Raw genomic sequence first — 17,585 nt, 5'->3', positions numbered from 1 at the left:
GCCCGAGGAGCTCACACATGTCGCGACGGCGTCGTCGTCCGGTCATCACGCTGGCCGCCCTGCTCGTACTGACCCTGTCCGTGCTGCTGTCGCCCGCGGCGTCCGGTGCCGACCCCGCCCATACCCGGGCGGCACCCCTCACCGAGCTGACCGTGGAGTCCGAACAGGTCGCCTTCGGTCTTCAGCGTCCCATCGCGATGACCGGCCTGCCCGACGGCCGGATGCTCATCGCCGAGAAGAACGGCACCGTCCGCGCCTACCACCCCGACACGGGCCTGGCCGCCGAACCGGTGCTCGACCTGACCGCCCGCATCCGGTCCGAGGACAACGAACAGGGCCTGCTCGGCATCACGCCCGCGCCGAACTTCGCGCGGACCGGGTTGCTCTACGTCGCCTACACGAGCCTGCCGGCCGGCGCGCTGACGCTGGCACGTGTGCCCATCGGCGCTCCCCAGCGGCTCCAGGTCCTGCTGACCCAGGAGCACGCCGAGTACGGCAACCACAACGGCGGACAGGTGGCGTTCGGCCGCGACGGCTACCTCTACTGGTCCACCGGCGACGGCGGCGGCGCGAACGACCCGTTCAAGTCGGGCCAGGACCTCGGCACCCTGCTCGGGAAGATCGTGCGGATCGACGTCAACCGCACCTGCGGCACGAAGCCGTACTGCGTTCCGTCCGACAACCCGTTCGTCCGCACGCCCGGCGCGCGCCCCGAGATCTGGGTCTACGGCCTGCGCAACCCGTGGAAGTTCTCCATCGACCAGGTCGACAACTCGCTGTGGATCGGCGACGTCGGCCAGGGCCTGATCGAGGAGGTCAACCACATCCGTCCGGGGCAGCGCGGGGCGAACCTCGGCTGGTCCTGCAAGGAGGGCACCCCGGTCTTCGACCAGACGCAGTGCCGTGCGGGTGCGCGCTACACCGACCCCGTCTTCGAGTACGAACACTTCATGACGGAGAGCTGCTCGGTGATCGGCGGCGTGGTCTACCGGGGCTCCCGCACGCCCGAGGCACGCGGCACCTACATCGCCAGCGACTACTGCAACCCCCGCGTGTTCGCCGTCCGCGCGAAGGCCAGGGGCGGCTACGAGAACGCCGTCATCGGCAACTTCCCCACCCAGCCGACCGCGATCGCCGCCGACGTGAACGGCGAACTGTACGTGGCCAGCGATCTGCCTGGCTTCATAAGCCGGGTGCGCATCGAGGTGGTCCAGCCGGCCACCGCGAACCGCTGAGTCCGACACCGGCACATCCCGGGGACGGCCGCACCGCGCGGCCGTCCCCGGCTCATGAGGGACGCGGCCGAGCACGACCGCAGTGCGCGGCCCTGGCGGACACGCTGCCCAGGAGCGCCCCGGCTCCGCCGCCTCCATCGTCGCCGGGCCGCCCCGTCACGCACAGGCCGTTGGACCCTGGCGCCCGGCGCGCGGGCATCAGCCGCGCCTGGCCTGCTGGCACGGGACGCAGAACCGGGCGTGCGGCAGGATCTCCAGCCGCTCGACGGGAATGTCGACGCCGCACCGCTCGCAGCGGCCGTAGGAGCCGTCGCTGATCCGCTTGAGCGCCTGGGTGGTGTCGGCGAGGGCCTGGCGGGTCGACTCGACGAGCGCGGCGACCGTCTGCGGGTCCATTCCGTCGGCGGCGGTGCCGTGCGTGGTGAGCCTGGCCAGCTCGTCGGTGTGCCGCTCGGCCTGGTCCTGCAACGTCTGCCGCAGGGTGAGCAGGCGACCGTCGGTGCCGGTGGTCATGTCGTGCTCCGATCTCTCGAGGGTGCGCGGATCCCCCGGCCGTCGTCGCGGCCGGGGACGAACGGGGGTGAAGGGTCGGTTCAGGCCGTCGTCATCGCGGTTCTGCGCAACGCCGCCAGTGCGGCGAGGCCGGCTCCGCGGACAGCCGTCACGAGCGGCGTGGCGGGGGTCCGCACGGCCAGGCCCAGGGTGGCCGACAGCCGCGCGGGCACATGCGGACGCGTCGCGCCGCCGCCCACCAGGACGACGCCCCGGCCGAGGGCGGTCGCCGCCGGCCCGGCGCAGCCGGGATCCCGGCGCAGGTCGGTGAACAGGTCGGCGACGGCGTTCAGCACCGGGCCGGACGCGGTCGGGTCGATCAGATCGGCCAGGCCGACCTCCGCACGCCGGGCGCCGACCACGCGGCCACCGGCGAGGACGGCCACCTCGACGAGGTCCGCGCCGATGTCGGCCACCAGCTGCGGTCCCGGCGCGGCCCCGGCGCCGATGCCCGCCGCCCGGACGCCGTCGACGAACAGCAGCCGCGACGGGGCGAGCGCCGCGGTGAGCAGTTCGCGCACGGCCGCTTCGTCGTCCGGCGTCGCGGACACGGGACGGCACACGACGACCACCGGTCCGGCCGGCAGCGGCCGGTGGTGGCGGGCGAGAAGGCGGGTCAGGGCCACCCGGAGCCCGGCGTGATCGGCGATGCGTCCCCGCCGGACGAGCCGCGCCGGAGCGGTCAGGCTGTCACCGATCGCCGGCACGTGCAGCAGCGGCCGACCGGACGCCCACACCTTGATGCGGGCACTGCCGAGATCGACGCCGACGGCCGCCGGTTCGGCGGCGGGGTCGCTCGGCGGCTGTCCGGAGAAGTGTGACGTCGTATCCGACCGGTCGTCGACGGCGTGCATGGCGAGATCCTTTGCGGTAGAAGGGAATTCGGTGCCGGCGACGGCAGAACGCCGGCGCACGGAGGATGTCCGGGCATCGCGGACCGGGCGCGATCACGCGTGCGCGGTGTCCTTTGTCCGAGAGAAGTTCAACCATCCGACAAACCCGGACCGCGCGCATCGGCTCCGTTCGGCAATGTCGCACGGGTGCTCTTTGCCGGGCGTAGGCAACGCGTCCCACCCACGGTGCTGCGACCACCCGGACGGTTCGATCGATCGCCGTCGGCGGCCACCGCTCGATTTGCCGGTGACCGGCAATGCCGGATCGGCGAAGGGTGCGGGCCGCCCACCTGTCCGGCCGGATGTCCGCGACGCCAAGCTGGAGCCGTCGTCCACAGTGGAGGTGGTGTCATGCACCGCAACGAGAGGTACCCGCCGCGCGTCCGTCGCTGCGGCGCGGTGCTGTTCGCCGTGGCCGTCTCCCTCATCGTCGCCGGCATGGGACTGGGCCACGGGCCGGTCCTCGCGGTCGGGCTCGTCCTCGCTCCGTTCGGCCTGCACCTGGTCACCGGTGGACCGGAGCCGCGGCGGCGGACGGTCCGGATCCTCCCCAACCACGCGGCACCATCCACAATGGACGGACACCGGGAATGGGTGCTGCCACCGATGCCGCCGCGTCCCGCCACGGACACACTGGAAGCGGGCACCGGAACCGGGTGCCGTACCCGGGTCTCCGCGCCGGTTCCGGGCCGGGCGGCGGGCCGTCCACGAGCCAACCCGCCGGCTTCGCCGGACCGCCCGCCGACCCGTCCCGGACCGGTGGGCCGGGGCGGGCGGCGGAACCCGTCATCGCGGTCGGGAGGTTCCGGTGCCCCACCTGTCCGGCTGAGGTAGGAGGTCGATGCGGCGCGTACACATCCACCGGTGGGGGGTCGGCGCCGGGTTCCGGCGACGACGACAAGGGCGCCGGTCAGCCCCGCCGCGTCCGGGCGGCGCGGCCGGGTCGCGCGTCCGCGGTGTCCGACGGCCCGGAGCCGTCCGGGACGCCGTTCGGGACGCCGTCGATCGTCAGGCGGTCGGCGAGCCGGGTGAGCAGCGCGGCGAGCGTCGTGACGTCCTCCACCGGCCAGTCCCGGAGGGCGTCGGCGAAGACCGCCGCCCCGGACCCGTTCAGCTCGTCGTTCCACCGACGACCCTCGTCGGTGACCGCCACCAGGACCACCCTGCCGTCGGACGGATCGGTGGCCCGCTCCAGCAGGCCACGCTCCTCGAGCCGCCGCAGCTGCGGTGAGATCGTCGACTTGTCGACGCCCTGCATCCGGGCGGCCTCGGAGACCCGCATGGTCCCGGCCGCGGCGATCGATCCGAGCAGCCACGCGTCGTTGACGGACAGCTCCCCCACGGTGCCGAGAAGCCGGCGCCGGACGTCGGCACGGCTGGTCCACCACGTCAGACGCGCGGCGGCCTGCCGCACCTGCGCCGCGGCGGCGGACACCCGGCTGGAACGTTTCGCGACCATCCCCGCACCCTACCAGATAGTTGGTTGCATCAAACAAACTTTCTCGGTATAGTTTGGTTGACCAAACAAAAAGGAGGCACCATGACAACCACCACCGTCGGACACGCGACCAGCCACGTCCGCACCCTGACGCAGGTCACCGACTACGCTGAGGCCGAGCGGCTCGTCGACCGGCTCTCCGACGCGGGCTTCCCGGTCGAACGGGTCCGGATCGTCGGCATCGACGTCTACAGCGTCGAACAGGTCACCGGTCGCCTCACCAACGTCCGGGCCGCGCTGACCGGAGCGGTGGCCGGCGCCCTGCTCGGTGTCGCCGCCGGACTCCTGTTCGCCCTGTTCACCACCGGCGTGGGATGGCTCGCACTGGTCGCGGGTGGCGCCCTCGTCGGCGCGACGTGGGGAGGCGCGCTGGGCTTCGTCACCCACTGGAGCACCGCCGGCCGCCGCGACTTCTCGAGTGTGCGCAACCTCAAGGCGATGCGCTACGCCGTGCAGGTGGAGTCGACGCACGCCGACGACGCCGTCCACATCCTCGGGCTGCCCTGATGAAGACCGTCACCGGTGTCGCCGCGTACCTGGCCCTGGCCGCGCTCATCGTCACCCTCTTCACCACGAGCGGCCTCCTGGCCGCGGTGACGGGCGCCCTCACGATCGGCCTGCTCGTCGGAAGCTACCTGCTCGAACGGTGGGCACGCCGCCGAACCGTCTACGCGACCGACCGCCGGTCGGAGCGTGGGACATGAACCTCGAACGCACGGCCCTGCTCGCCGTCGGCACCTCCTACACGTTCACCACCGCGGCCGGTCAGCCGGCCGCGGTCATCGTCCACGGGTCGGGCCGGCGCGACGTCGTCGTCTACGACCGCGAGGACCCCGACCGGATCGTCCACACGCTGGTGCTCGACGGCGGTGAGTCCCGGACCGTCGCCGAACTGCTCGGCCTACCCCTGGTCATGGACCGGATGACGGACCTGCCGGCGGCGCTCGACGGGGTCGAGGCGGTCCGCATGCCGGTGCCGGTCGGCTCACCGTTCGCCGGACGCCCGCTCGGTGACGCCCGGGCCCGCAGCCGAACCGGCGCGTCGATCGTCGCCGTCGGCGACAGGCCGGGACTCGACGGCCTCCGCGACCTGCTCGCACGAGGCTGAACCGCAACACCACACTTCGAGGGGGGCGAGCGCTTGTCCTGCTGGTCGCACACCTGATCACCGCGATGCTCGCCCCGGCGCTGGTACGCCGGCTCGGCCGGCGGGCCTTCTATCTCGTCGCCGCGGCCCCGGCCGCGGCGACGGCATGGGCGTTGGCGCACCTGTCCCCCGTGCTCGACGGTCGGGCCGTGGTCGAGGAGTACGCGTGGGTGCCGCGGCTCCGGCTCGACGTGGCGCTGCGCGTCACCACCCTGTCGTGGCTGATGGTCCTGCTGGTCGGCGGCGTCGGCGCGCTGGCGCTGGCCTACTGCGCGCGCTACTTCGACGACCGCGAGCCGGGCCTGGGCCGCTTCGCCGGAGTGTTCGTCGGGTTCGCCGGCGCGATGCTGGGACTGGTCGTCTCCGACAACCTCGTCGTGATGTACGTCTTCTGGGAACTGACCACGGTCCTGTCGTACCTGCTCATCGGCCACGACGCGGCCAGCCGGGCCAGCCGGGCCGCCGCCGGCCAGGCGCTGGTCGTCACGACGCTGGGCGGCCTGGCCATGCTGGTCGGCGTCATCATGCTCGGCCAGCACGCCGGCAGCTACCGCTGGTCCCAGGTGGCGACCAACCTGCCCGACGGCGCCTACCTGTCCGTCGCCGTGGTCCTGCTGCTCGCCGGCGCGCTGTCCAAGTCCGCCGTCTTCCCCTTCAGCTTCTGGCTTCCCGCGGCGATGGCCGCGCCGACCCCGGTCAGCGCCTACCTGCACGCGGCGGCGATGGTCAAGGCCGGTGTGTTCCTGGTCGGGCTGGTCGCGCCGGCGCTCGCCGACGTCGCCTCGTGGCGCGCGGTCCTGCTCGGCGCCGGCGTCGTGACGATGCTCTTCGGCGGCTGGACGGCGCTGCGCCAGCACGATCTCAAGCTGCTGCTCGCCTACGGCACCGTCACCGTCGTCGCGGTGACCGTCACCGCCCTGCTCGCCGCCGCCACGACGATGGTGCTCGTCCGGCTGGTCCGCGGACCGTCCACAGTGGACCACATCGTCGCGGTCGACGTGCTGGTGGCGATCGTCATCTGCGCGATCGCCACCGAAGCGGCCTGGACCCGCGACGCCACCGCGTTGCCGCTCCCCGTCGGGCTGTCGATCCTCGGCTTCATCGGCTCCGTCAGCGTCGGCCGGTTCGCACCCCGGAGCCGGCGATGAACCTCGACACGCTCGCCGACGCCGTCGCCGCCGCCTGCCTCGTCGCGGGGGCGCTGCTGAGCGTCGCCGCCGGGCTGGGCCTGCTGCGCTTCCCCGACCTGCTCTCGCGCATGCACGCGGCCACCAAACCACAGGTGCTCGGGCTGCTGCTGATCCTCACCGGAGCCGCGTTGCGGCTGCAGAACACCATCGACGTCACCACCCTGGTCCTGGTCGGGCTGTTCCAGCTCGCCACCGCACCGGTCAGCGCGCACATGGTCGGCCGGGCCGTCTACCGCGCCCGGCTCGTCCGTCGGGACACGCTCGTCGTCGACGAGCTCGCCGACCACGGTGGGCCCGACCGGCCGTAGGCGGTCCCGGGGGCATGCAACCCCGCGTGGGGGCGGCGCGGTCGTACGGCTGACACCATCGGCCACTGGAGGTCCGCTTGTCCCGATCCGACGACGAGTTCCACGCGTTCGTCGCCGAACGCCTCGATCGCTGGCGACGAAGTGCCTACCTGCTGTGCGGCGACTGGCATCTCGCCGACGACCTCGTGTCGCAGGCCCTGGTCAAACTCCACCGCGGCTGGTCGAAGGCGCGTATCGCCGACAACGTCGACGCCTACGCGCAGAAGGTGCTGACCCGGTGCTGGCTGACCGAACGCGGCCGCCGCTGGCGGCAGCTGGAACGCACGTACTCCGACCCACCGCCCCGCTCGTACCAGCCCGACGACCGGGTCGTCGACCGGCTGCCACTCGCCGCCCTGCTCCGCTCGCTCGGACCACGCCAACGCGCGGTGCTCATCCTGCGCTTCTACCTCGACCACTCCGTCGAGGAGACCGCCGAGATCCTCGGCGTGTCCCCCGGAACCATCAAGAGCCAGTCGGCCCGTGCCCTGGAGCAGCTCCGCATCGGAACACCCCGATGACCCACCCACCGGAAGGAACCCTGATGCACCAGCTGTTCGACGAGGTGATCGGCACCCCGCCACCCACGGCCATCGACTCTCGGACGCTCGTGCGCCGCGACCGCCGGATGCGCGCCACGCTGTGGAGCACGCTCGGCGCCACCGCGACGGCGGCCGGACTCGCCGCCGTCGTGCTCACCACCGGCGCCGGGCCCGCCGGCACACCACCCGTCGGCGCGCCACCGACCGGCACCTCCTCCACAGCGGACAACCGGCTCCAGCTGCGGTCGGCGACCCGCGAGGAGGCCCAGATCACCGCCGGCCGACTCGAGGCGGCCCTCGACGCGGCCGTCCGGGCGGCCGTGCCCTCGGCCCGGTGGGACCCGCAGGGCTTCGACCTCGAGGTCTTCGACGAGGCTTCCCTGCTGGGCTGGACCGGATCGGCCGCCGTCGCCAACGGCGGGGTGGCCGGCAGCGTCCACGTCCTGCTGCACGGCTACCCCACGTCCCTGAACCTCGATCCGCTGACCTGCGCGACGCTCGCGGCGGTTCCCGGCCGGAAGGCCGACGGCCACCGCGGCGAGAACCCGGCCTCGGCGACGCCCTGCGTCGACGCGAGGACGGCCTCCGGCAGGCCGGTGGTGACCTACACGGTCGACACCGCGATCGTGGAGAGGGTCGAGGTCCGGATCGGGCTCGCGGACAACCGCGTCCTGACCGTCACGAGCGGCGGCGACGAGAAGACGCCCGCCCTGACCCTCGACCAGCTCGTCCGCATCGCCCAGGAGGCGACCGACCGCATCAGGTGAGCGTCGGGACGATCCGTGCGCCGCGCGCCGGCGGCAACGGCCGGCCGGATCCTGCCTGCCGCGCTTGCACTCCGCTCCGACGGAGGCGGAAGGTGCAGGTATGACCGACATCGTGGTGGGTGCGGAACGCATCGGCGGGCCGGACGGGGTGCTGGACGACGGGCAGATCCGGGAGTTCGTCCTGCGGTCGCTGGCCGGCGCGGACCTCGACGGCCGCAGCGTCTGCGTCATCGTTCCCGACGGCACCCGCACCTGCCCGATGCCGCTGCTGCTGTCGGCGGTGCACGAGGCACTGCACGGCCGGGCGACCGCGATCACCGTCCTGGTGGCCCTGGGCACACACGCGGCGATGTCACCCACCCAGCTCGACGCCCACCTGGGCGGCCCGTATCCGGGCGTCACCGTGCTGAACCACGAGTGGTGGGACCCCGGAACCTTCGTGACCCTCGGCGACATCGACGCCGACCGGGTCGCCGACCTGTCCGAGGGCCGGTTGAAGCGGCCGGTGCGCGTGTCGCTCAACCGGGCCGTCGTCGAACACGACGTCTGTCTGGTGATCGGCCCCGTCTTCCCGCACGAGGTGGTCGGATTCTCGGGCGGCAACAAGTACTTCTTCCCGGGCGTCGCGGGCCAGGAGATCATCGACTTCTCGCACTGGCTCGGCGCGCTCATCACCAGTGCCGACATCATCGGGACCCGCGGGATCACCCCGGTCCGGGCGCTGATCGACCGGGCCGCCGCGATGATCCCCAGCCGCCGGCTGGCGCTGTGCCTGGTCGTCAGGTCGGGCGTCGGTGACCTGCACGCCGCGTCGTTCGGACCGCCGGAGGCCGCCTGGGCCGCGTGCGCCGACGTGTCCGCGCGGACCCACGTCCGGTACCTCGACGCTCCCGTCCGTCGCGTGGTGTCGCTCGTGCCGGTCAAGTACGAGGACATGTGGACCGGTGCCAAGGGCTTCTACAAGGTCGAGCCCGTCGTCGCCGACGGCGGGCAGGTCATCGTGTACGCCCCGCACATCACCCGGATCTCCGAGATGCACCCCGAGATCGAACAGATCGGTTACCACTGCCGCGACTACTTCCTCAAGCAGTGGGACCGGTTCTCGCACCACCACTGGGGGGTCCTCGCCCACTCCACGCACCTGCGCGGCGCCGGCACCTACGACCCGGTGCACGGCGAGCAGGGACGGGTGACCGTCACCCTGGCCACGGGGATCCCGGAGGCCGTGGTGCGGGCGGCCAACCTGGACTACCTCGACCCGACCCTGGTCGACCTCGACGTGCTGGCCGCCGACCCGGACACGCTGGTGGTGGCCCAGGCCGGCGAGGTCCTGTACCGCCTGAGATGAGCCGTGGCCGCCACCCGGGCGTCCCGGACGATTTCGTGTAGAACGGGTGGTGATCACGTACAGCGGGCAACGGGAAGGGATCCCCATGATCGACACGGCAGGAGTGACCGACCGGCTGGCCGGCATCGGCCGGCTCGGTGTCGCGTTCTCCGGCGGGGTCGACTCCTCGGTCCTGCTGGCACTGGCCGTCCGCGCGCTCGGTGCCGACCGGGTGGTCGCCGTCCTCGGGGTCTCCCCGAGCCTGGCCGCCGACGAACGCGCCGCCGCGCACGGGGTCGCCCGGCACATCGGTGTCCCGGTCGTGGAGGTCGTCACCCGGGAGGAGGACCGGGCCGCGTACCGGGCCAACGGGCCGGACCGGTGCTTCCACTGCAAGGACGAGCTGTTCACCCGCATCACCGACGAGGTCGTCACTACGCACCGCCTCGACGCCGTCGCCTACGGCGAGAACGCCGACGACGTACGCCGGCCGGACCGGCCGGGCTCCCGCGCCGCGGTCGCCCACCGGGTCCTGCGTCCCCTCGCCGACGCCGGGCTCGACAAGGCGGCCGTGCGCGCGATCGCGCGCGCGATCGGGCTCCCGTGCGCGGACAAGCCGGCCGCGCCCTGCCTCGCGTCGCGCATCCCGCACTTCGCGGAGGTCACACCGGAGAAGCTGCGGCAGGTCGAGCTGGCCGAGGCGGCGCTGCGCCGGCTGGGGTTCGCCGAACTGCGGGTCCGCCACCACGGCGACGTGGCCCGCATCGAGCTGCCCGCACCCGACCTGGTGCGCGCGGTCGCCGATCCCCTGCGCGGCGCGGTCCGCGACGCCGTGGTCGCCGCCGGGTTCCGGTTCGCGACCGTCGACCTGGCCGGCGTCCAGTCCGGGGCGTTCACCCTCCCGCTCGTCCCGGCCGCCCATGCCTGACGACCAGCCCGACCTCGCCGCGTTCGCCGACCTCGACCTGGGCCGCGCGGCGCGGCGCGGTTACCCCGAGGCGGTGTACTGCGAGGGCAAGACCCCCGACCAGGTCGGCTCGATCGCCGCGGCCGTCCGGGCCCGGCCCGACGTCGTCACGTTGTTCACCCGCGCCGGTCCCGGCCACGCCGAGGCGGTGCGCCGGGAGCTGCCCGACGCCCACCACGACACCGACGCGGCGCTGCTGGCCTGGCCACCCGAGCCACCCGCACCGACCGGCGGGCTGGTGGTGGTCGTGGCCGCCGGGACCTCCGACCTCCCGGTCGCCCGCGAGGCCCTGCAGACCGCCCGGTACCTGGGCCGCCCGACCGAGCTGGTCGTCGACGTCGGGGTGGCCGGCCTGCACCGGGTGCTGGGCCGGCTCGACCTGCTCCGCCGCGCCCGCGCGGTGGTGGTCGCCGCCGGCATGGACGGCGCGCTGCCCAGCGTCGTCGCCGGCCTCGTCGCCGTGCCGGTCGTGGCGCTGCCGACCTCGGTGGGCTACGGTGCCGCGTTCGGCGGACTGGCGCCGTTGCTGGCCATGTTGAACGCCTGTGCACCGGGGGTCGCCGTCGTCAACATCGACAACGGGTACGGCGCCGGGCACCTCGCCGCCCAGATCGCCGCCCACATCGCCGCACCGCCGCCGGCCGGTGAGCGGTGACCGGAGACCGGCACGCCTGGATCGACGCGTCCGCCGGGGTGGCCGGGGACATGCTGCTCGGCGCCCTCGTCGACGCCGGCGCCGACCTCGGTGCCGTCCGGCGCGCCGTGGACGCGGTCGTGCCGGGCGCCGTGCGGCTCGTCACCGAAACGGTGACCCGGGCCGGGCTGCGCGCGCTGCGCATGCGCGTCGAGCCGCTGACCACCGACGCGCCCCACCGCACCTGGACCGGCGTCCGCGACCTGCTCACCAACGCCGCGCTCGCCGACCGGGTCCGTGACCGGGCCGTCGCGGTCTTCGCCCGCCTCGCCGACGCCGAGGCGCACGTGCACGGGACCGCCGCGCGCGACGTCCACTTCCACGAGGTGGGTGCGCTCGACTCCATCGCCGACATCGTGGGTGTGTGCGCGGCGCTGGAGGACCTCGGCGTCGCGACCGTCACCGCCGGCGAGGTCGCGGTCGGCTCCGGCCGGGTGCGCACGGCGCACGGCGACCTGCCCGTCCCGGTGCCCGCCGTGGCGCGGTTGTCCGAGGGCTGGCGGGTGCGTGCCGGCGGGACGGGCGAGCTGGCCACGCCGACCGGGATGGCGACGGTCCGCGCGTTGGCCACGCGGTGCGAGGACATGCCACCCATGCGCGTGGACGTGACCGGGGTCGGCGCCGGCCGTCGCGACCCGCCCGGACGGGCGAACGTCGTCCGCGTCATCCTCGGCGCGTCCACACCGGACACCGTGCCGGACACCGACGTCGAACCGACGGTGCTTCTCGAGGCCAACGTCGACGACCTCGATCCGCGGCTGTGGCCGGAGATCCTCGCCGGCCTGCTGCGCCACGGCGCGCTCGACGCCTGGCTGGTGCCGATCGTCATGAAGAAGGGCCGTCCGGCCCACACCCTGTGCGTGCTGTGCCGTCCGGACGGGGCCGCCGCGCTGCGCGAGCGCATCTTCCGCGACACCACCACGCTCGGCGTCCGCGAGGGCGGGCCGCGCAGGTACGCCCTGGCCCGGACGTTCGTCGACGTCGAGGTGGCCGGCTCCACCGTCGCGGTCAAGGTGGGACACGCGCGCGGCGCCATCCTCCAGGTGATGCCCGAGTTCGACGACGTGGCCGCGCTCGCCCGCCGCCTCGACCGGCCCGAGCGGCAGGTGCTCCAGGACGCCGCGACGGCCGCCGCGGCCGCCGGGCTCGTGGTGGGCGCGCCGTTCCCGATCCGAGCCGCCGATGACCGGTGACGGTCCGCGCGGCGGGCTAAGGTGACCGGGTCCGCACGTCGAACGCGTCGAGGAGGGTCGTGACGGTGAACCCGGAGGTACCCGACGGTCGGATGCCCGCCGCGTTCTTCGGCCACGGCAACCCGATGAACGCCCTCGAGGTCAACCGCTACACCACCGCGTGGCGGGCGTTCGGTGCGGCGGTACCGCGTCCGCGGGCGATCCTCGTGGTCAGCGCGCACTGGTACATCAACGCCACCGCCGTCACCGCGATGCCGCGCCCGCGGACCATCCACGACTTCTACGGGTTCCCCCAGAAGCTGTTCGACGTGCAGTACCCGGCACCGGGGCTACCGGAGATGGCGGCCGAGGTGGCCGACGTCGTCCACCCCACCTGGGTGGGCGCCGACGTCGACAGCTGGGGCATCGACCACGGCACCTGGTCGGTGCTGGTGCACGCGTTCCCCGACGCGTCGATCCCGGTCGTCCAGCTCAGCATCAACGCCGACAAGCCCCTGGACCACCACCTGAACCTCGGCGCCAGGCTGGCGCCCCTGCGCGAGCGTGGCGTACTCATCGTCGCGAGCGGCAACGTCGTCCACAACCTGCGCGGCATGGACTGGAAGCTCACCGACGAAGGCTACGACTGGGCCCAGCGCTTCGACGAGGACGCCAAGGCCCGCATGCTCACCGCGCCGACGGAGTTCGCGACGCTCGACGCCCACGGCGACTTCCGGCGCGCCGTGCCGACGCCCGACCACTTCATCCCGGCCCTGTACCTCGCGGGCCTGGCCGGGGCGACGGAGGCACCCGAGGTGGACGTCCTCGTCGACGGGTACGCCTACGGGTCGCTGTCGATGACGGCCTACACGCTGGGGCTGCCGTGTCCGGACGCCGCGGGCGAGGGCGGGTCCCCGCGGCCGCCGGCCGACCTGCCACCGGACGGGTCCAACATCTGAAGCTCCACCCGTCCGTCAACCGCCCGCGCCACGCCACGGGCTCATCTACCGCGCGGTGCGTCCTGACCCACGCACGGTGCCGTCGGGAACCGACCGCTACCGGCCGGTGAGGCGCCACAGCCGCATCGTGGAGTCGTCGCTGACGGTGGCGACGAGCGCGCCGTCCGGGCTGAACGCCACCTCGCGGACGGTCGTCCCGTGGCCGGTGAGGGTGGTCACCGGTGTGCGGCGGGCGACGTCCCACAGCAGCACGGTCCCGCGACCCGTGGCCGCGGCGAGGACGGAGCCGTCCGGGTTGAACGCCACGGACCGCACCCCGTCGTCGTGGCCGACGAGGGCGGCCAGCGGTTGGCGGCTCGCCGTGTCCCACAGGCGGACCGCGTTGTCGTTGCCGCCGGTCGCGAGCACGGCGCCGTCGGGGCTGAACGCGACGTCGTCGGTGACGGCGGGGTGGCCGAGGAGCGTGGCCACGGCCCGGCCGGACGCCACGTCCCACAGCAGGACCGTGCGGTCGACGCTGCCGCTGGCGACGATCGCGCCGTCCGGGCTGAACGCGATCCCGTTCACCGCGTAGGTGTGGCCGGTCAGGGTTCCCCGGGGTTGACGGCGTGCGACGTCCCACAGCTGCACCACCTGGTTGGAGTCGGTGGCGAGGATGGCGCCGTCCGGGCTGAACGTCACCGTCGTCGACGTGGGGCCGGCGCCCGTCAGAGCGGCCAGCTGCCGGCGGGACGCCACGTCCCACAGTCTCAGTGTCCCGTCGTTGCCGGTGGACGCCAGCAGCGTGCCGTCGGGGCTGAACTCGACGTCCCTGACCATCTCGGTGTGGCCGGGAAGGGCCGCGACGGTCCGCTGGCCGGCCACGTCCCACAGGAGCACCGAGCGGTCCTCGCTGGCGAGGGCGAGCGTGGCGCCGTCCGGGCTGAACGCGAGGCCCATCGGGCGCTTCGGAAAGGACGGTCCGGCGACGAGCTCGGCGGCCAACGCCGGCTGCCCCGGCGACGCGGTGGGCTGCCCGCCGGTGCTCGGCAGGTACCGGATGGCGCCACGCTGACGCGGCGGGCTGCCCGGCACCGCGGCCGCGGCGACGACGAACGCGGCGGCGATCACGGCACGGCGGGTGCGCCGCCCAGCGTGGGAGCGGGCCGGCTTGTCGCGGGGCGGCGTGTCCGGACCGGGTCGCGGCGTCGGCGACGCGGCGCGCAGCGCGGGTGCCGGCGACTCGGCGCGGAGCGCCGGTGTCGGCGACGCGGCGCGCAGCGCTGGGCTCCCGGCCGACGGCACCGGGCCCGCCGGGACCGGCGTGCGCAGGGCTCCCTCGGCGACGACGAGCTCGGGGTGGTCGAGGACCACGGGTGCGATGCCCAGCGTCCGGTGCAGCAGCGTCGCGACGAGCGGGACGCGCGACGACCCGCCCACGAGGAACACGCCGCCGACCGTCTCCAGCGGCACGCCGGCCCGCTCGAGCACCTCGCGGGTGAACGTGGCCGTGCGCCGCAGGTGCGGGTGCGCGGCGGCGGTGAACTCGTCGCGGGTGACGTGGATCTGGCGGTCCACCAGCGGAACGTAGAGGTCGCCGACCGGGTAGCGGGAGAGCTGTTCCTTCACCGCGCGGGCGGCCTGCCACAGGGTGTAGCGGGCGTGCCGGTCCGCCGGGGTCCGTGGCCGGTCCAGCCGTTGCCACGCCCGGTCCGCGTCGGCCGTCACGGTCCGGGCGTGCCGCACGATGACGGCGTCGAGGTCCAGGCCGCCGACGTCGGCGAGGCCGTCGGCGGCGGCGACGTCGAAGCCACCGGGTCCGGGACGCACGACGCTGACATCGAGCGTGCCCGCGCCCAGGTCGTAGACGACGACGCGGCGGTCGCCGCGCACCGGCCGCTCCGGCAGGGTGGTGAAGTAGGCCGCCGCGGCGACGGGCTCGGGCACAAGCCCCACCCGGCCGAGGCCGGCCCGGGCGGCGGCGCCGGCGAGCAGGTCGCGCCGGGCCGGTCCCCACGTCGCCGGATACGTGAGCACGGCTTCGAGGGCCGTCCCGGGTCCGACGACCCGCACCGCCTCGGCCCGCACGCGGGCGAGCACCGCGGCGACGAGGTCGACGACGGGCAGTTCCCGCTCCCCGAGCCACACCGTGCCCTCGTCGAGGTGGCGTTTCGGGTAGGGCTCCAGCCCGGCCGGACCACCGACCGCGGCACGCAACGCGTCCACTCCGACGAGCACGCCGTCGCCCGTCCCGACGAATACCGCCGACGGGAGCAGGGGCGATCCGTCGAACAGCAACGGCCGTACCTGACCGTCGGATCCGGCGACGGCCGCGACCGTGTTCGACGTCCCGAAGTCGACACCCAGCCGCGACACCATCGGGCCGAAGCATAACGCCGCGGTGGTCACGCGCGACGCCTCTGCTACGTGGTACGTTGCTACGCGCGACGTAGTAGAAGGGGGTCGATGCGGTGGCGGGGCTGTCCGAGCTGGGACGATTCTCCGAGCCGGGGTTGCTGATCATGGTCGCCCTGGCCGACGGACCGAAGCACGGCTACGCGATGCAGGACGACATCGCGGCGATGACCGACGAGCGCCCGGGGCCGGGCACGCTGTACGGGGCGATCCGGCGGCTGGAGGAGCAGAGCTTCATCGAGGCCCTGCCCGAGGAGGGCCGGCGCAAGCCGTACCGGCTCACCGACCGCGGCCGCACCGTCCTCGCCGCGGAGCTGCGGCGCATCCACGCGTTGTCGCGGACCGGCCTGCGTCGGCTGGCGATGCCATGAGGCCACCCGCCCGGCTCGTCGCCGCCGCCCTGGCCCTCTACCCACCGCACGTCCGCCGACGCTACGGCGAGGAGATCGTCGACCTGCTCGCCCACTCGCCCCGCCCGTGGCGCGACCTCACGAACGTGGCCTGGAACGCCACCCTGGAGCGGTTCGGCACGGTGCGCCGCGCCCCGCTGCGCCCCTACGCCGCCCGCATGGGCGCGCTGCTCTTCGCTCCCATGATGTTCCACATCGCCGTGACCGTGGGAATGCCGGTCTCGTCGATCCTGGCCGGCGCGATCGGGGCGCTCGTCGGCCGGGGCACGGTGAGCGTCAGCGGCGACGCCGGTCTGCAGGCCGGTTTCGAGGACGGACCGCTCGTCGGGTCCATAGCCGTCGTGGTCACGGTGATCGCGGTCCTCGGGGTTCGCGCCGCCCGCCTGTGGACCGACGCGCTGCGCCTGCCCGCGCTGCCGGTGGTGGTGCCCGCGATGGTGGTTCTCGGCGCGGCCGGGACCACGGTGGCCCAGCTCGCCTACACCACGCTCGCGAACGTGCCGATGGACGACGCCCTCGATCCGGCGTGGGTGGCGGTTCCCGTGTCGACCGTCCTCTGGTGGATCCTGCTCACCGCGCTGGTGACCCGGCACCGCGGCCTGGTCCGGCAGGGCCGTACGGCCGCCGCCCGGCTGGTCGTCGTGGCCGCGACCGCCGTCACCGCGGGGATGTGCATGACGGTGCACCTGCTGGCGACCGGTCCCCAGGCCCCCGTCACGTTCCTGCTGATGACCGGCTTCACCCCGCTCGCCACCGCGTGCACGCCGTTCACGTTCGCGCTGCTGCGGGTGGCCCACCGTAGGGAGGTCGCGGCGGGCGGCTGACCGTCACCGGGCCAGGATCGTGTCCCGGACCGTACGGACGATGAAGTCCCGGTACCGCGCGGTGGACAGGCCGTCGACGCGGACGAAGCGGACGTAGCCCTCGACGCTGGTGACGACGCAGCACGCCTCGACGACGTCGTCGAACGGGACGTCGGTACGCAGCCAGCCGCGGTCGGCGGCCCACCGGAGGACGCGTTCCACCTGCGCCCTGATCCCGGCCAGCCGGTCGGCGAGGTGCGTGCGTAGCTCCGGGTCGCCGTGCGCGGCGCCGGTGACCGCCGTCCACACGCCGGCCGCCGGCCCGTTGATCGCCACCATCGCGTCGCCGATGAACGCGGCGAACCCGTCCGGCCCGCCGACCGCGGCGAGTGCCCGGCCGAGATCGGTCTCGAACACGTCGACGGCGCCCTCGACCCCGAACGAGGCCAGCTCGACGGCGGCCCACATGAGGGACGACTTCGGGCCGTGGCCGCGCACCGTCTCGACCGACACGCCGGCCCGCTTCGCGATCTGCGCGTACGTCGCGGCCTGGTACCCGTTCTCGCTGAACACCTCGCCGGCGGCCGCGACGACGCGCTGCCGGGTCTCGGCCGCCTGACGCTGTCGGAGTTCCGACCGGTAGGCGCGGACCGGGTTCTCAGCGTCCGCCATATTGGCTACCCTGCCA

20 protein-coding genes and 1 pseudogene are annotated in these 17,585 nt (G+C 73.9%); 16 read left to right on the top strand and 5 right to left on the bottom strand.

Annotated elements, in window-relative coordinates:
- Positions 1-17: 17 nt before the first annotated feature.
- Complete coding sequence (locus Voc01_RS37415) at positions 18-1,235, top strand: PQQ-dependent sugar dehydrogenase (RefSeq protein WP_203932410.1); 1,218 nt, start codon at positions 18-20, stop codon at positions 1,233-1,235.
- Positions 1,236-1,433: 198 nt separating this feature from the next.
- On the opposite strand, the gene Voc01_RS37410 is transcribed toward Voc01_RS37415, so the two are convergent.
- Together Voc01_RS37410 and Voc01_RS37405 are read right to left on the bottom strand one after the other, a co-directional pair.
- Entirely contained in the window at positions 1,434-1,748 is a 315-nt protein-coding gene (locus Voc01_RS37410) for a TraR/DksA family transcriptional regulator (protein WP_203932409.1), read from the bottom strand.
- Positions 1,749-1,828: 80 nt separating this feature from the next.
- Positions 1,829-2,641 (bottom strand): rod shape-determining protein, encoded by an 813-nt coding sequence (locus tag Voc01_RS37405; protein ID WP_203932408.1) that lies wholly within the window; start codon positions 2,639-2,641, stop codon positions 1,829-1,831.
- Between the two features lie 390 nt (positions 2,642-3,031).
- Between Voc01_RS37405 and Voc01_RS37400 the strand changes: the two genes are divergently transcribed.
- Positions 3,032-3,514, top strand: coding sequence for a hypothetical protein (locus tag Voc01_RS37400; protein WP_203932407.1), 483 nt, complete (start codon positions 3,032-3,034; stop codon positions 3,512-3,514).
- Between the two features lie 76 nt (positions 3,515-3,590).
- On the opposite strand, the gene Voc01_RS37395 is transcribed toward Voc01_RS37400, so the two are convergent.
- On the bottom strand, positions 3,591-4,139 hold the full coding sequence (locus tag Voc01_RS37395; RefSeq protein WP_203932406.1) for a MarR family winged helix-turn-helix transcriptional regulator: 549 nt from the start codon (positions 4,137-4,139) through the stop codon (positions 3,591-3,593).
- An 81-nt stretch (positions 4,140-4,220) separates the two neighbouring features.
- Between Voc01_RS37395 and Voc01_RS37390 the strand changes: the two genes are divergently transcribed.
- The 12 genes and pseudogenes from Voc01_RS37390 to ygiD all read left to right on the top strand — a co-directional run bounded on the left by Voc01_RS37390 (position 4,221) and on the right by ygiD (position 13,290).
- Positions 4,221-4,685 carry a YflT domain-containing protein gene (locus Voc01_RS37390; RefSeq protein ID WP_203932405.1) on the top strand — a complete coding sequence of 155 codons (465 nt, stop codon included), beginning with the start codon at positions 4,221-4,223 and terminating at the stop codon, positions 4,683-4,685.
- Complete coding sequence (locus tag Voc01_RS37385; RefSeq protein WP_203932404.1) at positions 4,685-4,882, top strand: hypothetical protein; 198 nt, start codon at positions 4,685-4,687, stop codon at positions 4,880-4,882. Before Voc01_RS37390 ends, Voc01_RS37385 begins: the two co-directional genes overlap by 1 nt.
- The gene (locus tag Voc01_RS37380; protein WP_203932403.1) at positions 4,879-5,286 is read left to right on the top strand and encodes a cation:proton antiporter regulatory subunit; all 408 of its coding nucleotides are present in this window, start codon (positions 4,879-4,881) and stop codon (positions 5,284-5,286) included. Before Voc01_RS37385 ends, Voc01_RS37380 begins: the two co-directional genes overlap by 4 nt.
- Positions 5,287-5,351: 65 nt before the next feature.
- Positions 5,352-6,461: pseudogene (locus tag Voc01_RS37375) on the top strand (monovalent cation/H+ antiporter complex subunit F); the annotation flags it as partial.
- An 8-nt stretch (positions 6,462-6,469) separates the two neighbouring features.
- A complete protein-coding gene (mnhG, locus tag Voc01_RS37370) occupies positions 6,470-6,823 on the top strand; it encodes a monovalent cation/H(+) antiporter subunit G (protein ID WP_203932401.1) in 354 nt (117 codons plus the stop codon).
- Between the two features lie 77 nt (positions 6,824-6,900).
- Positions 6,901-7,383, top strand: a complete 483-nt coding sequence (locus tag Voc01_RS37365; RefSeq protein ID WP_203932400.1) for a SigE family RNA polymerase sigma factor — start codon at positions 6,901-6,903, stop codon at positions 7,381-7,383.
- Positions 7,384-7,406: 23 nt separating this feature from the next.
- Positions 7,407-8,171, top strand: coding sequence for a hypothetical protein (locus Voc01_RS37360; RefSeq protein WP_203932399.1), 765 nt, complete (start codon positions 7,407-7,409; stop codon positions 8,169-8,171).
- Between the two features lie 100 nt (positions 8,172-8,271).
- Complete coding sequence (locus Voc01_RS37355) at positions 8,272-9,519, top strand: lactate racemase domain-containing protein (RefSeq protein ID WP_203932398.1); 1,248 nt, start codon at positions 8,272-8,274, stop codon at positions 9,517-9,519.
- An 85-nt stretch (positions 9,520-9,604) separates the two neighbouring features.
- On the top strand, positions 9,605-10,426 hold the full coding sequence (gene larE, locus Voc01_RS37350; RefSeq protein WP_203932397.1) for an ATP-dependent sacrificial sulfur transferase LarE: 822 nt from the start codon (positions 9,605-9,607) through the stop codon (positions 10,424-10,426).
- Positions 10,419-11,120, top strand: a complete 702-nt coding sequence (gene larB / locus Voc01_RS37345) for a nickel pincer cofactor biosynthesis protein LarB (RefSeq protein ID WP_203932396.1) — start codon at positions 10,419-10,421, stop codon at positions 11,118-11,120. Before larE ends, larB begins: the two co-directional genes overlap by 8 nt.
- Complete coding sequence (gene larC, locus Voc01_RS37340; protein ID WP_203932395.1) at positions 11,117-12,352, top strand: nickel pincer cofactor biosynthesis protein LarC; 1,236 nt, start codon at positions 11,117-11,119, stop codon at positions 12,350-12,352. Before larB ends, larC begins: the two co-directional genes overlap by 4 nt.
- A gap of 59 nt (positions 12,353-12,411) precedes the next feature.
- Positions 12,412-13,290 carry a 4,5-DOPA-extradiol-dioxygenase gene (gene ygiD, locus Voc01_RS37335; RefSeq protein ID WP_239160764.1) on the top strand — a complete coding sequence of 293 codons (879 nt, stop codon included), beginning with the start codon at positions 12,412-12,414 and terminating at the stop codon, positions 13,288-13,290.
- 96 nt (positions 13,291-13,386) lie between these two features.
- Here the strand turns inward: ygiD and Voc01_RS37330 are convergent, their stop codons facing one another.
- Complete coding sequence (locus tag Voc01_RS37330; RefSeq protein WP_203932394.1) at positions 13,387-15,648, bottom strand: Hsp70 family protein; 2,262 nt, start codon at positions 15,646-15,648, stop codon at positions 13,387-13,389.
- Between the two features lie 92 nt (positions 15,649-15,740).
- On the opposite strand from Voc01_RS37330, the gene Voc01_RS37325 reads away from it, so the two are divergent.
- Both Voc01_RS37325 and Voc01_RS37320 read left to right on the top strand, forming a co-directional pair.
- Positions 15,741-16,055: a PadR family transcriptional regulator gene (locus Voc01_RS37325; protein WP_239160763.1), complete on the top strand. Its 315-nt coding sequence runs from the start codon at positions 15,741-15,743 to the stop codon at positions 16,053-16,055.
- Positions 16,052-16,918: a hypothetical protein gene (locus Voc01_RS37320; protein ID WP_203932393.1), complete on the top strand. Its 867-nt coding sequence runs from the start codon at positions 16,052-16,054 to the stop codon at positions 16,916-16,918. The genes Voc01_RS37325 and Voc01_RS37320 overlap by 4 nt, the downstream gene beginning before the upstream one ends.
- A gap of 3 nt (positions 16,919-16,921) precedes the next feature.
- Here the strand turns inward: Voc01_RS37320 and Voc01_RS37315 are convergent, their stop codons facing one another.
- Positions 16,922-17,569: a TetR/AcrR family transcriptional regulator gene (locus tag Voc01_RS37315; RefSeq protein ID WP_203932392.1), complete on the bottom strand. Its 648-nt coding sequence runs from the start codon at positions 17,567-17,569 to the stop codon at positions 16,922-16,924.
- Positions 17,570-17,585: the final 16 nt, after the last annotated feature.

This window comes from Virgisporangium ochraceum, assembly GCF_016863655.1.
GTDB classification, from domain to species: Bacteria; Actinomycetota; Actinomycetes; order Mycobacteriales; family Micromonosporaceae; genus Virgisporangium; species Virgisporangium ochraceum.
Note: the sequence above shows the minus strand (reverse complement) of the source record. Positions and strands in the feature narration are given on the sequence as shown.

Excerpts from the sequence above, each read along its gene's own strand:
- Voc01_RS37415 (WP_203932410.1), top strand. The coding sequence starts at position 18 with ATGTCGCGACGGCGTCGTCGTCCGGTCATCACGCTGGCCGCCCTGCTC.
- Voc01_RS37410 (WP_203932409.1), bottom strand. The coding sequence starts at position 1,748 with ATGACCACCGGCACCGACGGTCGCCTGCTCACCCTGCGGCAGACGTTG.
- Voc01_RS37405 (WP_203932408.1), bottom strand. The coding sequence starts at position 2,641 with ATGCACGCCGTCGACGACCGGTCGGATACGACGTCACACTTCTCCGGA.
- Voc01_RS37400 (WP_203932407.1), top strand. The coding sequence starts at position 3,032 with ATGCACCGCAACGAGAGGTACCCGCCGCGCGTCCGTCGCTGCGGCGCG.
- Voc01_RS37395 (WP_203932406.1), bottom strand. The coding sequence starts at position 4,139 with ATGGTCGCGAAACGTTCCAGCCGGGTGTCCGCCGCCGCGGCGCAGGTG.
- Voc01_RS37390 (WP_203932405.1), top strand. The coding sequence starts at position 4,221 with ATGACAACCACCACCGTCGGACACGCGACCAGCCACGTCCGCACCCTG.
- Voc01_RS37385 (WP_203932404.1), top strand. The coding sequence starts at position 4,685 with ATGAAGACCGTCACCGGTGTCGCCGCGTACCTGGCCCTGGCCGCGCTC.
- Voc01_RS37380 (WP_203932403.1), top strand. The coding sequence starts at position 4,879 with ATGAACCTCGAACGCACGGCCCTGCTCGCCGTCGGCACCTCCTACACG.
- mnhG (WP_203932401.1), top strand. The coding sequence starts at position 6,470 with ATGAACCTCGACACGCTCGCCGACGCCGTCGCCGCCGCCTGCCTCGTC.
- Voc01_RS37360 (WP_203932399.1), top strand. The coding sequence starts at position 7,407 with ATGCACCAGCTGTTCGACGAGGTGATCGGCACCCCGCCACCCACGGCC.
- Voc01_RS37355 (WP_203932398.1), top strand. The coding sequence starts at position 8,272 with ATGACCGACATCGTGGTGGGTGCGGAACGCATCGGCGGGCCGGACGGG.
- larE (WP_203932397.1), top strand. The coding sequence starts at position 9,605 with ATGATCGACACGGCAGGAGTGACCGACCGGCTGGCCGGCATCGGCCGG.
- larB (WP_203932396.1), top strand. The coding sequence starts at position 10,419 with ATGCCTGACGACCAGCCCGACCTCGCCGCGTTCGCCGACCTCGACCTG.
- Voc01_RS37330 (WP_203932394.1), bottom strand. The coding sequence starts at position 15,648 with ATGGTGTCGCGGCTGGGTGTCGACTTCGGGACGTCGAACACGGTCGCG.
- Voc01_RS37320 (WP_203932393.1), top strand. The coding sequence starts at position 16,052 with ATGAGGCCACCCGCCCGGCTCGTCGCCGCCGCCCTGGCCCTCTACCCA.
- Voc01_RS37315 (WP_203932392.1), bottom strand. The coding sequence starts at position 17,569 with ATGGCGGACGCTGAGAACCCGGTCCGCGCCTACCGGTCGGAACTCCGA.